General features: G+C 54.0%; 11 protein-coding genes and 1 tRNA gene. 10 read left to right on the top strand and 2 right to left on the bottom strand.

What is annotated here, in order from left to right; translation table 11 throughout:
* Positions 1–13: 13 nt before the first annotated feature.
* From DMG62_02055 to DMG62_02045, 3 genes are all read left to right on the top strand, one after another.
* Complete coding sequence (locus DMG62_02055) at positions 14–736, top strand: hypothetical protein (GenBank protein PYY24665.1); 723 nt, start codon at positions 14–16, stop codon at positions 734–736.
* A 6-nt stretch (positions 737–742) separates the two neighbouring features.
* On the top strand, positions 743–1,774 hold the full coding sequence (locus DMG62_02050) for a hypothetical protein (GenBank protein PYY24664.1): 1,032 nt from the start codon (positions 743–745) through the stop codon (positions 1,772–1,774).
* Positions 1,775–2,330: 556 nt separating this feature from the next.
* Positions 2,331–2,406: transfer RNA gene (locus DMG62_02045), tRNA-Phe, on the top strand.
* 71 nt (positions 2,407–2,477) lie between these two features.
* Here DMG62_02045 and DMG62_02040 read toward each other — a convergent pair.
* On the bottom strand, positions 2,478–3,797 hold the full coding sequence (locus tag DMG62_02040; protein ID PYY24663.1) for a hypothetical protein: 1,320 nt from the start codon (positions 3,795–3,797) through the stop codon (positions 2,478–2,480).
* 310 nt (positions 3,798–4,107) lie between these two features.
* Positions 4,108–4,923 carry a hypothetical protein gene (locus tag DMG62_02035; GenBank protein PYY24662.1) on the bottom strand — a complete coding sequence of 272 codons (816 nt, stop codon included), beginning with the start codon at positions 4,921–4,923 and terminating at the stop codon, positions 4,108–4,110.
* 791 nt (positions 4,924–5,714) lie between these two features.
* Between DMG62_02035 and DMG62_02030 the strand changes: the two genes are divergently transcribed.
* The 7 genes from DMG62_02030 to DMG62_02000 all read left to right on the top strand — a co-directional run bounded on the left by DMG62_02030 (position 5,715) and on the right by DMG62_02000 (position 14,144).
* Positions 5,715–6,365 carry a nucleotidyltransferase gene (locus DMG62_02030; protein ID PYY24661.1) on the top strand — a complete coding sequence of 217 codons (651 nt, stop codon included), beginning with the start codon at positions 5,715–5,717 and terminating at the stop codon, positions 6,363–6,365.
* Positions 6,316–6,744, top strand: coding sequence for a hypothetical protein (locus DMG62_02025; protein ID PYY24660.1), 429 nt, complete (start codon positions 6,316–6,318; stop codon positions 6,742–6,744). The genes DMG62_02030 and DMG62_02025 overlap by 50 nt, the downstream gene beginning before the upstream one ends.
* An 85-nt stretch (positions 6,745–6,829) precedes the next feature.
* Positions 6,830–8,068, top strand: coding sequence for a hypothetical protein (locus DMG62_02020; GenBank protein ID PYY24659.1), 1,239 nt, complete (start codon positions 6,830–6,832; stop codon positions 8,066–8,068).
* A gap of 24 nt (positions 8,069–8,092) precedes the next feature.
* Positions 8,093–8,887: a hypothetical protein gene (locus DMG62_02015; GenBank protein PYY24658.1), complete on the top strand. Its 795-nt coding sequence runs from the start codon at positions 8,093–8,095 to the stop codon at positions 8,885–8,887.
* A gap of 21 nt (positions 8,888–8,908) precedes the next feature.
* Positions 8,909–9,832 (top strand): hypothetical protein, encoded by a 924-nt coding sequence (locus DMG62_02010; GenBank protein PYY24657.1) that lies wholly within the window; start codon positions 8,909–8,911, stop codon positions 9,830–9,832.
* Positions 9,817–10,461 (top strand): hypothetical protein, encoded by a 645-nt coding sequence (locus DMG62_02005; protein ID PYY24656.1) that lies wholly within the window; start codon positions 9,817–9,819, stop codon positions 10,459–10,461. The genes DMG62_02010 and DMG62_02005 overlap by 16 nt, the downstream gene beginning before the upstream one ends.
* Before the next feature lie 890 nt (positions 10,462–11,351).
* Positions 11,352–14,144, top strand: coding sequence for a glycoside hydrolase (locus DMG62_02000; GenBank protein ID PYY24655.1), 2,793 nt, complete (start codon positions 11,352–11,354; stop codon positions 14,142–14,144).
* Positions 14,145–14,236: the final 92 nt, after the last annotated feature.

The raw sequence follows: 14,236 nt of genomic DNA, 5'->3' as shown, positions 1-14,236 counted from the left end.
AGCTTTTCGTCGAATGCCCAATTCCTCGGTTGCGGTTCGCTTCGAATATGCGAGTGAGAGAACCATTCGCAAGCGCAATAAGCTGCACTATCGGTTTGCGCACTGGCCGATCTGGATCGTCGTGTTCTACCTTGCACCCGGACCATTTACGTTTGACCTGTTCGCCCACGGAGTTCATCCGTACATGGCGGCCTGGCTAGGACTAGTAATTATTGCTACCGGAATGGCGGGCCTGTTCGGGAAGCTACCCGGAGTTGAACCAAAGCCATACATCATCCGCTTCACGGAGGATCGTTCGAATCCGCTCTATCGTCGCACCTGCTACACACTGGCATGGAGCGAGCTGGTTACCTACGCCGCTTTGAACATTGCGGGACTGATCGGCGCAATCGCGACTGGCCAATGGCGGCTGCAACAAATCTATTCCTACGCATACTTCCCTATCGCTGCAACGTTTTGGGTACTCGGCGCGCTGGGAAAACTTCCGCGAGTAAAGCCATCCACAGCCGGAGAGGGCCACGAACGCCGATACTTCTACGGCACGGTTTGGGCGTGCGTAGTAGCGCAGCCCATTCTGGGATTGCTCTGGTGGTGGCTTCCACGAGGCCGCATATTTGACATCCTGCGGCTCTGCGGATTCGGCGGCGTACTCGCTTTCATGGGAGCGCTGGCGGTGAGAGGACATCTGCCGCGTACGCGCCCGATCCTTCCCGGCGAGTTGGCTGTTTCCGATTAGTCTTAGATTGTGCTCTACGCCCTTATCGTCGTCTTTGCAATCGCCGCCCTAATTGTCATCGGGCTTCTCTTTCAGATCATCGGATTGAAGCGCGATGAACGACGCTTCCCAGCCCCGGGACGCCTCATCGATACTGGCGGACACAAGCTGCATCTCTACGAAGCAGGTTCAGGTTCTCCAGCCGTCGTTTTGGAATCAGGGATTTCTGCGTCTTCGCTCAATTGGCGCAGAGTTCAAGCTGAAGTTTCCAGGTTCACACGCGTATGCAGCTACGACCGCGCCGGGCTGGGATGGAGCGATCTTTGCCAGCAATCGTGCACGCCATCGTCATTAGCGATGCAGCTCCACACGCTGCTTCACAACACTGGAATCGGAGCTCCCTACGTTCTCGTAGGACATTCCTTTGGCGGACTAATTGTCCAGGCGTTCGCCCACTTGTACCCACATGAAACCGCCGGTCTAGTGCTGGTTGATCCGCTCGATCCGGCGGAATGGACTCCGATCACCGACGAGCAACGTCGCATGATCCGCCAAGGTATACGCCTGTCTCGGCGAGGAGCTCTCGCCGCAAAACTCGGAGTTGTGCGCCTCTGCCTAAATCTCCTGCTGGCCGGCAACCGGCTCATACCGCGAGTCGCAGCCAAACTCTGGAGTGGAGACGCCTCGCAGGTCACCAATCGTATTGCCGGACAAGTACAGAAGATGCCCGAGGAAACCTGGCCGCTTGTGGCAGCGCACTGGAAGAATCAGAAGAGCTTCGAAGCCATGGCGCGGCACTTCGAAGCCCTGGCCCAGAGTGCGCAGGAGCTCTCCGAAGTGAAGCCGCTCAACGTACCGGTGACGATGCTCCTGGGCACGCAGAACGAACATCCAACTGATGCGCGAGAATACGCAAAGAGACTCTCACCGGAGACGCGCCTCATCTTCGCCGAAAAAAGCGGGCATTGGGTGCAGCTCGATGAACCGGAACTAGTGGTCGCAGCGATCGCGAAGATTGTCGAGGGAGCCGGAGTAACCGCCAGCAGTAGACGGCAGTAAACAAGCGCGCATCAGCGCCAAGAATTCCCAAAGCTAGCTGGAATTTCCACCGTCTTGGGGGGTCTGCGGCGGTTACGCCGCGTTAGCTGGCAAGCGCATCGACCAGCGGGTCGCCAGGCGCGGCTGAAGGCAGCGGGCACTCGTACATCGCATGGTGGTCCTTCGCCGCGCGAAGTTGCTGCTCGTCGATTCCACGAGCGCTCCACCGGCAATTGGGACACAGCACAACTGTTTGACCTGTTTCCATGTTGGCCCTCCAGGTAACTACTGTGCGCTCCGATTACCAATTAGTGAAATCGAGATTTCTTATACTTACAATCGGAAAAAGTTATTGCAGGAAAATCCATGGTGAAACCACGAATGGAACAAAGGAGCACAAAGGAAACATTCGCACGTACTTCGTGACGTTTGTGTGCTTCGTGGTTTCATCGATTTTCGGTCTACGATGCATCCACAGAACCGATGCCTCGCAGAGGTTCACGCCGCCCAAGCCGGATTGTTATAATTCCATGAGCATCGGGGTTCGACGCTCCAACCTGTCGTTGCAATCCAGATTGGCCAGGTAGCTCAGATGGTAGAGCGCAGCCCTGAAAAGGCTGGCGTCGGCGGTTCGATTCCGTCCCTGGCCACCATATTTTCAAGCACTTGGCAGTGCCCTTTCCGCTGTTTTGGTTCCATTTGGTTCCAATTGGTTCCAATTCACTCACTGAATGGTATGCGAAGCTAGCTCATCAGTAGCGTGCTTTGCCGCCAACCGCTGCTCTACCATCGCCGTCATTTTGCTAATCGCACGCTGCTGCGACTCAGGAACAAATTGCGCGTAGATGTCCATGGTCGTCGCAATGCGCGAGTGCCGCATCTGGCCCTGCACATCTTTTGGATTTGCTCCGGCTTCAATCAACCAAGTCGCATATGAAGTGCGCAGCGAGCGCCAGTTCACAAACTCGATGCCGAGCCTTCGCCCAGCGGGTTTAATGAACCGAACTAGCACGTTGTTATCGCGCATCGGCTTCCCATCTTTGAGCGATTGAAAAACGAGATCATTCGGTAGGGCGGACTTCACCACCTTGTAGCGTCGCTTGGCCCTTCCCGCTCTCACGATCACGGTCAAAGATTTCAACCGTTGGATACGTTCGATAACCGACCGATCCACTCCAATCGTTGCGTTGCTGCAATCGCTTTTGGGTTGCCCCCAATCGCCACGACAGTAACGTTCATCAATCGTGATGGAATCGGCGTGCACATCTTCCCAGCGCAATCCGATTAATTCGCTCACACGCAATCCGGTGTAAACCGCCACATAAACCATCGTGGAGTACGGTTCTGGGATTTCGTTTACAAGCTGCTCGAACTGCTCCGGTGTGATGTGTGGTTTCGCTTTGCGCTTTCCTCTCTTGCTAGTTGGCAGCCGCACTCCTTCCACTGGATTCTTCACCAGCAAACCGTATCCCACTGCGGAACGCAGAATACTCGACAGAACGTCGCGGATTTTGTCCTTCGATTCCTGGCCGAGCGTTGAGAGAGTTGTTCCGGAGAAGTATCGCTGGAATTCGAGTGTGGTCAGATCACGCAAGCACGAGTTTGCGAAGGCCGGATACAGGTAATTCCGTATCACTCCTTCGTATCGCTCGCGCGTGCTTGAGGCCATGAGCGGCATCACCACTGGTTTGTACGTGCTCTCCACGTACGATTGAAAGTTTGTCGCTGATCCGATGCTCTCAAGTCCCTGATTGAGAGGCCTGAGATATTCAGCAGCGACCTTCAGAACTTCCCGCTCGCGCATACTCGCGGGAGCTAGTTTGATTCGTTCTCGTTTCCGCTTGTGTTTTCCCGCGATGAAGTGGTCCTTCCAAAACAGCAAGGTCCACCACCCACCGCGTCGAACAGGTCGCGGGTCTTGAAATCTCCTGCGGGCCATCCGTTCGAAATCTCCTTTGGATGGCTCGCCGGAATTCGCCTTGATCCGAACGATAGCACAACTCGGTTGCTGCGGATTGCATTCGCTTTCCTCAAATTTCTTCATCAGCTCGCCTACTCATTTCGTGAGAATTGGCGTGGGTTTGCTTGATATGGGTCAGCCCTTGTGGTTGTTCGCTCTGCTAGCGAGCCCTTGTGAAAGTGACGAAAAAGACAAATATGAATGCCCGTTTGTCACTTTCGTCTTTTTGTGTCGGCCGCCCCCAACGTCTCGTAGTCGGAATGGGAATGGCCAATGCGAATGGGTAAAGGAGAATGGGTTAAGGGAAAGGAGTCCGCCCTGTTGTGCTCGTGCTTGTCGGCAGCGGCGGCTTCGCCGCCGCTGCCGACTGAGTGTCTTTGTGGTTCGTTTTCTCTTAAATTCTGGCTAGGTGTGGAGACCAGGCGCCACGCCGGTGTCGGTGCCTGTGAGCAGTTGTTTGCTCAACGCTCGGATTTATGGAGGGATCTGTCGTCGCGAAGGACTTAACTGATGGCTCGATCAAGTATGTTCTGACTGGAATTCCGCAACACTCGTGCACTCGCTGCATGTCCGGATGCTTTAACACGTATCCGTAGCTCCGGTCCCGCACTGCGCTCCCCGTAACCATGTAGAGTTGCGAATGTTTTGGAAGGAATTTGGTGACGTCAGAGAAGCGTATCGCCAGATTTTTTGCCTGCGAGAATGTTCCCCGTTGCTGGTCATCTATTTGGGCAATTGTGGTGCTTCCATCGCCGACCTTGAGGAGGAATTCATCCCATAAGTAAGGTCGTCCACTGCGCTCCGGGATCGTAGGCAACGGGCATCCCTGCTTGGTAAGCAGGGCGATTTTCATTTCATGGTTAAATACGAACTCGGCCACCCATTGGGTCGCGTCCAAATAGAAATCGACCGCCAGCAACCGATCGAGCACGGTCTTCTCCCTGTGCGAACGCCTGGCCCTCCGATCTGCTCCCAGCAGTCGGGTAGCTGACTTCGTTGTCTGGTAAACAACCGGATAACTGGACACTCTCCGCAGGAATCCGTTCTGCTCCAAAATTCGGAGGTGAGCCGCCGCTCGGGTGTCCGAGTTAGCGAGTCCTAGCCGTTTTGCTTGTCCAATTGTGCAGTACCCTCCGAGCTGGACAAGCGTGTTGAGAAAATTGTCTGAGCGCAGATCCAACAGCGCCACGCGATTATCGAAACGCAACATCCCCGGTTCTCCTATGCAAGATTTGGAGTGGGTCGGTAGCTTTGACTAGTGGGTCAGTGGAATGTGGCTTTGTGGTGAGGCTTGAGTGTGGGTTCGAGCTAAAAAGCGATGGCTATGACAGTCGTTCTTGGAGAGACTCGGGCAACGGTACTAACGAAAATTGCGGCGAAAAGTTGCGCAGCCCGGTGACCTGGCATTACCCCTCTACTTACCAATGAGGCGTTTTTTGAGCAAAAGCTCACCAAATTTTTTTGGCTTTGTCTGGGGGACGGTGAATAAGGGTCCTATTTGGCCAAATTCGAGTGGCTTTAGGTTCTGTTGTGGATTGACTTGGGCGGCTCGACGGCTATTTCGGCCAACTGGAGGTATGGTCAAAGAGCTGCCCTCTATATATCTAATTGCACAAAAACTCCGAAAAATGGTCGCGTCAAACCGATTTTCCTTGGTACGAAATGGAACGGACGTTTTACGGGCGCCTCCCTGCCGACCAATGACATCACTCTATTTGTAAGAAGCCTTTTTTCGGCAAAACCTCAAAACAAAAAATAAAAAAATTGTTATGACAACCTGAAGCAAGCTGGGCCAACGCAAAGACCTCCTATATATTCCTAATGCCCATGAACTGGGAAAAATGAGCGCCTCGACCGAAGAAAATTTTGCCTTAGAAAAATCTACATAGCTGGACAGGCGCTTGCGCCCGGCGGCGTAATGCCGAACAGCGTAATCGGCCGGTTTTCCAGTTACTTCGACAGCTTGACTCTGCTCTCAATTTGCGTACAATTGCTCTCGTAATGAGAGCAGAACCGAAAGCCTTGGCAGACGTGCTCTTCGGGAAGGGCCGCGGAGCCATTCTTGGGCTTTTGTACGAGCATCCTGATGAGTCCTTTTACTACCGTCAGCTCGCTCGCGAACTTGGCGGCTTGAGCGTGGGAACGATCCAGCGCGAGTTGGATCTTCTGAGCCAGCTTGGTCTCCTCGAACGCTCCACAGTCGGCAAACAAGTCTTTTATCGTGCCAATCGCAGCCATCCAGTTTTTCCCGAATTGCGTGCCTTGGTCGCAAAGACAGTCGGGACAATTCCCATGCTGCGTTCCGCACTCGCTCCTTTAGCCGATTCTGTTTCGGTGGCGTTTATCTATGGCTCAGTGGCACGAGGCGAAGAGAGATCAGAAAGCGACATCGACCTCATGGTCGTGGGCAAAGCCAGTCTCGAAGATGTTCTTGGAAAACTGAGCAGTATCGAAGCATCGCTTCGGCGAGCAGTAAACCCCACCGTCTATTCCCCCTCCGAGTTCAAGACAAAGTTCGCGAGCGGAAATCATTTCCTTAATTCGGTGGTCCGCGGCGAAAAGATATTCGTGATCGGAGACGAAGATGAGCTTAGAAGAGTGGGTGGAATACGGTTGGCTCAAAACGGAACCGACAAGTCGCGACGAGATTAAGAACCTGCTTACGATTGTCGAGCGCGACCTGAAGGATGCAAATGTCGCTGCAGTTTCGCAGGACCGACGGTTCGAAGCTGCATACAACGCTGCGCGAACCGCCGCCATGATTGCACTTCGTGCCTGTGGCTATCGCACGTCATCTCAAACTGGGCATCATCTGAAAACCATCGAGTCTCTCGAATTCACCATCAGGGCAGATGACAAGCTGATCCAGAGGATGAAGCTGCTCTCGAAGAAACGGAATGCGACCAGCTACGACGCAGCGGGGAACGTCTCAAATCAGGAATTGGGTTTGGCGATAAAGACAGCAACTGACCTGCGCCTTGGTGTCGTCGCCTGGCAAGAGAAGGCTCATCCTGAACTCCTAACGGGATGACACAACGCGCGCTCGGTCCGGTGCGAAGACGATCATCGAAATTACTCTGTCGTCGTAACCGCTCGTTCGAGAATTTCTAAACGAAATGTCCAGTCCACTTTCCGAAGTGCTAACGGCAATTTCTCACTTCGACTCGGCGGATCTAGTGGCGACCGCTGGTGGGTTGCAATTACTTCCCGAAAATGCGGAACACGTCGTACGCCTAGAAGCACTAGCGCACGCAGCCGCGTCCCTGAAGACTTTTAACAATCAAATCAGTTCGCCTCGGTTGCGAAACTTGTTGAATGATTTGCTTTATCGCCTCTTTGGGAGGGCAGAGGATCCTCCTCCCGACTGCATTATTGAAGAGATTCCCATTTTTGGTGGCTCATACAGAGTCTTCCCAGGCGCTGGCGAATCTTTTCCGTTCATTCTCAGGAACATGATCGCAGCAATATTCTTCTCTTCTCATATCACTAACAAGCAGTTTCTGCAGGATTCGCACGACTCAGCGGCAGCGATCTTATCCATAAGTAATGAAGTCGCTGTTCGCGCCGGTCTCCGACGAGGAACAGAACCCAGTGCCGGAGGCAAAGATGTTCGTGTGCCTTCATCGGAGGTGTTCCAAGCCTTAAAACGTTCAGTGACGTTCACGGAGACCGAGCTGCAAGAGGTTCTCTCTCGACAGCAGGTTGACATCAGTGCACTCGCACCATTCCTGGCAGAGGCCGGGGAGGATCACGCTAGTTCATACAGCGTTGAGGTTGGGCCCCTTCACCGCTGTCCGATAGTGCGACTTGGAACCACGTACATCGTTGCTTCGCCAAGTGCCCTCCTGGATGCGCTTGCACACCGTCTGAATTGTCTGACAATCCAAAATAACCTGCAGGCTCAGTACGCCCTCGCATACAACCACTCCGTTGAAGCGTCAGTTTCAGAGAGTCTTGGTTATTTGGTAAACGGAATCGTCTTAGCCCCTCCAGCAAAACTGACCTTACCATCGACGATAACGGAGATACTGGCTGAAATCGACAAGGACAAGAGGGCATATGTGGCGATAGTAACGGACCCAATGGAAGACTATGACGTGAGTGGGAAAACTCGCTATTGGAACATGGATGCGTTGATAACTCCTCTTATGGATCGCATGAAAGAGTTCGAACAACAGATTCACGCTGAGGATTCCAACACCAGAATTCTGTTTCTTTTAGTTCACCAAGCTATCGGTCGGGCTTACGGTGTCGCGTTTCCGCAGTTCTCAGATACCTCTATGCTTCACATGGTCAGTGCGGCTGACCTCCGAACAATCAGCGTGCTGGAGGCTGGCGATCCGCTTGCTGTTTGAAGCTTCGCCGAGGCAGCTCACGGATTGCGCGAGAAGGGCGTGCGCGTACAGGTATGGAACACGTTGGATGAGTATGGATTTTTTGCGGCGCACGAATACAGCTTCTATGTTGGAGACGATCGTGTACCTAACGTAATTTCCATTCACGCTGCGGACTTTGCTCGCCCGCTGAGATGTAAGGTGTCGCACCTCTTGGGTGTACATGCTGTTTCACACTATCAACTCAAGGGCAGCGTTGAAGTGCAATCGTTGCACAGAAACGCTGAGATTCCAATTTACATTCCACTGGGCCCAAGAAGAGGGCGGGTAGCGGTCTACCTCGAAGCGCTTGAGACTCCGGTTTGGATTCTCGGGCCAGATCAGTCCGACAATGACGCGCTCTATGGCGAACTCGCAGATGCTGTTGCATTTTGGCTATGGCATGCGAGTGTTCGTTTGCATGGAAAGCTTAAACATGTTTCGCTTTTAACAATCGAACTGGCCGTTGCAGAAGAGTTCCAAGGGAAGGTAGAAGAGAGCAAATCTCTGCCGGCACTTCTGGTTGAGAGCACCGGGGCTTCCGCCCTGAAGCTCGTGTTTACTTCGACGTTTCACGACCTCGTTCGTCAGCCCGATAATCGCGCCGACCGTGAATTGCTCAAGTCCCTACTTCTCGCTCTGATGACGCCAAATCTGGAACTTGAACACCAAGTCGCTACTCTCGTGGAGCAGATTGCGCCTTTAGGGCTCAAAAAGAAACTGCTGTCCTTCAATGTTAGGGCCGACGCGGCTCTCGACGAGCGCGGTCTGCCTCTGTACAGAGGTGTACGGAAGTACTAGATCGGCAAACTGCTCGATTCAGTGGGAGAGCATTTGGCAGCGGCACAGCTTGCCATCGGACCTATTCCTGATCCGGATCGTACGGCCGTTCTAAATAACATAGTCGGCTTTTGCTACAGCAAGCTGGAAAATCTCATTGCATCACTCGCCGAGGAAGGCGTACTGCAATTCGTGATGCAGCAGCATGAGGCAATCCTGCACCGGCAGGCCCTCGGAAGATCAACTATTGCGACGCGACTTGCATGCTTTGGTAATGACTCCAGGCTTGTATCTGGCTTTCGGGACGACCTGCAGAGTCAGGCTCGCGATGCCATTGCTGTCCGGTTCCTTATCGAGTATCTCGCCGCGACACCGCCGTCTGGCCAACTGCCGATGACGCTGGAGCGATTCGATGAGATGCTAATGCTGGCCAGCGAAATCACTAATTTCGGAATGCTCAGCGACTCTGTCCAAAACGAGCTCACGGATCTCAAGCTGAGTGTTGTGCCTTCAGGGCGCTTGGGAATCAGAGGTGATGAGTATAGGAAAGCAAGCAGCCAATACATGGAAGCGTTTGCGAGCCATGAAATGTATGTTTCTCCCAGAACATTTCGGACACTGACGGTGCCGATCGAAGCCGACGAAGAGCCGCCGCAACTCGTCGGAGAGTTAGATAAAGCTGCGTTCGCCGAGTTCGGCTATTCAATATCCGATTTGGATAGATTCATGGGTGCGCTCCTCCAGATGAGTGACTCTGGGCAGCCGTTCTGCAACGCCAATCGGGATGACCTAGATACCGCGGTGCGCAATGCGACGGGTTGGAATAACGCACAGATCACCAAAATCGTTGAATCAATGGTCCTCCGGCCTCGTGCTGACTTCCTCAGGCCTGAACCACCGTTCTCAACAGCAGAAGTCTACCCTGGCGCTTTAACCGCAATCTGTCATATATGCGCAGGCCCTTGATTGAAATAACACGGAGCGGCCAGAAACAAATCGCTTGGGGTTATCGCAACCTGCATCTTGCCCATGAAAACCTGCTCAAGCTTTGTCTCAGTGGTCGCCTACGGACAAGCACCACAGAGATGAAGAATTTCATTAGTCCCGTCACGAATCGCCAAGGACTGCATTTTAATGATGAGGTAGCAAAGTTGTTTTCTTATCCAGGTCTGGACGTCCACAAACGGGTCAGTAAAATTCCAGGAACCACTGGGCTCAAGAATGTCGGCGACTTGGATGTCCTGGTTGCCGATTCTCTACGAAAACGCCTCGATGTGATCGAGTGCAAGGACCTGTCGAATGCACGGACACCACACGAAATGCGACTGGAAATTGAAAATCTGCTCAGCAGTGAAAGGGTCAGCAACCCTATTTCGCTCCGCCATCACAAACGAGTGACTTGGATAAAACAGAATCTACAATCCGTCCTGAAGTGGCTCAAAATAAAAGAAACTAAAGACTGGAGAGTCGACGGATACGTCGTCGTGGATCATCCTTTAATGACGCCATATCTGCGACAAATGCCAATGCGAGTAATTCCCTTCGCTGAGCTCGAGGGCGAATTGTTGAAAAAACATGGAGACAGGGCAAAATGACAGATCTGGAAACATTCTGTTCCCATGGCAGACATGCCCTCCAGCGGACAGATGTATGCCTCGTAGCGCTGGTGCAGGTCTTTCACAGTCTGCTGGCAATCGCGCCCGCACAATGACTGTGAACCCTTACAGCCAGCCAAGCGTGGTTGTAGAGCATGAATCGGGGACAGGTGTCCTGTCCCCAGGCGTGTCCCCGATTACGTGTCCCTGAGGACACGCCGTTAATGGAATGGTTAAAGGCGTCGTGACGCGACGCCTTTAGCGGTGAATGTCAGCCGACATTCACCGCGTCTAACACCGCTCGCTTGGAACAGATGTAACAAATGGAAACAGTTGCATTTGTTACATCTGTTCCAATGACAACAGATTTAGGCCGAGCTGTGTTGAAGCGATTCTGAAAGCGCGTGCAATAATCCCTGACCATGCGCTTCCGCTTTATCTGCTCTCTTTTTGATCTTACCTCCGACAAGTCTTGCCTGTGTGCAATCGAAACTGCGGGCTCGCGATGTTGGAATCGAGTTCGAAGGGACTCCTGGTCCGCTGAACGCGATTACCGATGTCTCTGGCAGGGATTGGTCACCGACACTGGTCTCAGGTAGCGGAGCGCTGCGGGTTGGACAAGGTCCGGTCAGGACCGGACGGTTTGAGAAGTTTGGCAACACGAAGGCTGTCCGCAGTAGGCATTCGGTTTATCGCGTGTGGCTAGTATGCGGTGGAAACTCTTCGAAGGGCGTCTATTTAGCTCTCGAAAGAACTCGCCCCGTCGTTCGCAAGCGCGATTGGCTGCTTCCTGACCCGCAAAGTGTCCGCTTGTCTTCAGGGTTTTCGCTGCCTAAGTCAATAAAAAATGTTATCGTCCGGCTAGCGGTGGTTTGTCCCAAAGCGAGCGAGTGTTGAGCGGATCAAATCTCGCAGGTTGCAAGGCTGCAACGACCAGGGCGCTGACCGTCCTCATCTTCTTGGCGGCACCGCTTGCTGCACAAACGACCAGCAGCAGAGCAAGCACCGTCGCCGAAGTTCGCGCACACTTCGCTAAACCTCCTGACGACTCGCGGATCATGATGCGCTGGTGGTGGTTCGGACCGACAGTGGAGAACGCGGAACTGCGGCGCGAGCTCGAAACGATGAACCTGGGCGGCATTGGTGGCGTCGAGGTGCAACTCGTGTATCCGCTTGCTCTCGATGATTCAGTCAGCGGAGTGAGAAACACTCCGTACCTGTCGGATGCCTCTCTTGAGAGGTTGCGATTTGCTGCAGAAACGGCTGCTAAATTGGGTTTGCGTTTTGATTTAACACTTGGCAGCGGATGGCCATACGGTGGCCCTTCTGTTCCAGTCAATGAGGCCGCGGGGATGCTTCGGATTCACCAAGTGCGCGTAACTGCTGCTGAAGGACGAAAGTTTCCGCTACCAGACATCGTTGATGGAGAGAAGTTGCTCGCTGTCTTCTTCGCGCCGGGCGGCGGCCGGTCAACACCGCAGGAGTACCAGCTACTAGACGACATTCGTGACGGCATGGTCCGGTTGCCCGAGGGGGCGGGCGAAGTCTTGTTTTTTGTCTCCAGCCGCACAGGAATGATGGTGAAGCGAGCTGCCGTCGGCGCGGAAGGGTTTGTAGTCGATCACTATGATCGTGCCGCCGTCGACCATTATCTGGCGAGCGTTGGCGACCACTTCATGCAGGCCTTCCCAAGTGCTAAACCATACGCGATCTTTTGCGACAGTCTGGAGGATTATCACTCCGACTGGACACCAGATTTTCTGAGCGAATTCCAGAAGCGCCGCGGATACGATCTTGTTCCGCACTTGCCGGCGCTTGCGTCGGCCGACGTGCCCAACGCGCAGGCAATCCGGCACGACAGGGCACAAACGCTGACCGAGCTCTTCAACGAACACTTCGTTGGGCCGTTGCACCAGTGGGCCGAGAAGAACGGCACTCGCTTGAGAATGCAGGCTTACGGAATTCCGCCGGCTGAGCTTTCCAGCCACGCGTTCGTCGATCTGCCGGAAGGCGAGGGGGCACAATGGAAAGAATTGTCCGCGACGCGATGGGCTTCGTCGGCAAGCCACATCTATGGCGTGCCGGTGACTTCATCCGAAACTTGGACCTGGCTACATTCACCCGCCTTCCGTGCGACGCCGCTGGACATGAAAGCCGAAGCCGACCGCCACTTTCTCGAAGGCATCAACCAGCTCATTGGTCATGGTTGGCCGTACACACCGAAAAGCCTGGATTATCCCGGCTGGCGCTTTTACGCTGCTGCTGTATTTGATGAAGAGAACCCGTGGTGGATCGTGATGCCCGAGATCACGGTTTATCTGCAGCGGGTGAGCTACCTCCTGCGTCAGGGTGAACCCGTCAACGACGTAGCTGTGTATCTGCCCAACGACGACGCCTGGGCGAGCTTTCATCCTGGTGAGGCCGACCTGTTCGAGACGCTTAGATCCCGGATTGGGACGGATGCGATCGAAGCGATTCTGGCAAGCGGCCACAACTTCGACTTCTTCGATGAAGGCACACTCCAGCAGAAAGGGCGAATCCAAAACAACACTCTTCTGCTCGGCCCCAATCGTTACGCGATTGTGGTTTTGCCGAATGTAGAAAGCATTCCACTGCAGACCTACCGCAGGCTGGAAGAATTCGCTCGTGCGGGCGGAGTGGTGGCGGCCACGCGCCAGCTTCCCTCAGCCGCTCCTGGGCTTCTCAGCCGCGATCCACAAACCGCAGAGATTCGTGAGATCAGCCGGTATCTGTTCCAGAACGGGAATTCATCAGGGGTTTTTGTGCCCGAAGAATCGAAGCTCGCCGGTGTACTTTCGAAGAGTAAGGATCCTGATCTGGCATTTACGCCCGCTGCGCCGGAGATAGGCTTCGTCCATCGCCGCCTGCGGGATGCTGACATCTATTTCATCGCGAACACCTCCAATGTGCGCCAGATCGTCGATGCCAGCTTTCGTGTCCCAGCCAGGGCAGCACAATGGTGGAATGCGATGACGGGCACGATTTCAACCGCGACGGTGAAAGTGAGCCAGGGAAATCGAACCGCCGTCACGCTTGACCTGGAGCCGTATGCGTCGCGAGTCCTGGTGTTTTCGCAAACTGGTTCCACGGTGAAGTCGACGGTTCCTGTTGATTCCACAACGATCGACATCAGCCATGACTGGCATGTCACATTCGGGAACGGCACGAAAAGGGAAACCATGCACGATCTGCGCTCCTGGACCGAGAACCCTGACACTCGGTACTTCTCCGGCCAGGCAACATATGAAAAAACGATCTCGATTCCTGCTGCTATGTTGCGCAATACCTCAATCCGGCTGGACTTCGGTGAAGGCAAGCCCATACCCGAAGAGAAGCTTCGATCAGGTATGCAGGCATGGCTCGACGCTCCGATCCGGGAAGCCGCAGTGGTGTATGTGAACGGCCAGCGTGCCGGTTCCCTCTGGTGCCCGCCGTATTCTTTGGAAGTAACACCGCTGCTTCATAACGGAGAGAATCTCCTTCGCATAGAGGTCGCGAATCTAGCGCTGAACCATATGGCTGGGCATGCACTTCCCGACTACCGTCTACTCAACCTTCGGTACGGTGTTCGTTTTGAACCACAGGATATGGACAAAGTACAGCCAGTCCCTTCCGGCTTGGTTCAGCACATCGAACTCGGGATCAGAAAGACAAGCGAATAGACTTTATCTGGGGGCGCCATGAGATCGTGAACTTTGATCCGATGCGCAGCCTAATGTAATGCATGATCCTCGAGTTCCAGTGGTCTGCCGTT

Source organism: Acidobacteriota bacterium, from assembly GCA_003225175.1.
Classification (GTDB): domain Bacteria; phylum Acidobacteriota; class Terriglobia; order Terriglobales; family Acidobacteriaceae; genus Gp1-AA112.
This window is presented reverse-complemented; position numbering and strand designations above follow the sequence as displayed.

What these genes read in the sequence shown, in the direction of transcription:
- DMG62_02055 (PYY24665.1), top strand. Translation starts at nt 14, where the DNA reads ATGCCCAATTCCTCGGTTGCGGTTCGCTTCGAATATGCGAGTGAGAGA.
- DMG62_02040 (PYY24663.1), bottom strand. Translation starts at nt 3,797, where the DNA reads ATGAAGAAATTTGAGGAAAGCGAATGCAATCCGCAGCAACCGAGTTGT.
- DMG62_02035 (PYY24662.1), bottom strand. Translation starts at nt 4,923, where the DNA reads ATGTTGCGTTTCGATAATCGCGTGGCGCTGTTGGATCTGCGCTCAGAC.
- DMG62_02030 (PYY24661.1), top strand. Translation starts at nt 5,715, where the DNA reads ATGAGAGCAGAACCGAAAGCCTTGGCAGACGTGCTCTTCGGGAAGGGC.
- DMG62_02020 (PYY24659.1), top strand. Translation starts at nt 6,830, where the DNA reads ATGTCCAGTCCACTTTCCGAAGTGCTAACGGCAATTTCTCACTTCGAC.
- DMG62_02005 (PYY24656.1), top strand. Translation starts at nt 9,817, where the DNA reads ATGCGCAGGCCCTTGATTGAAATAACACGGAGCGGCCAGAAACAAATC.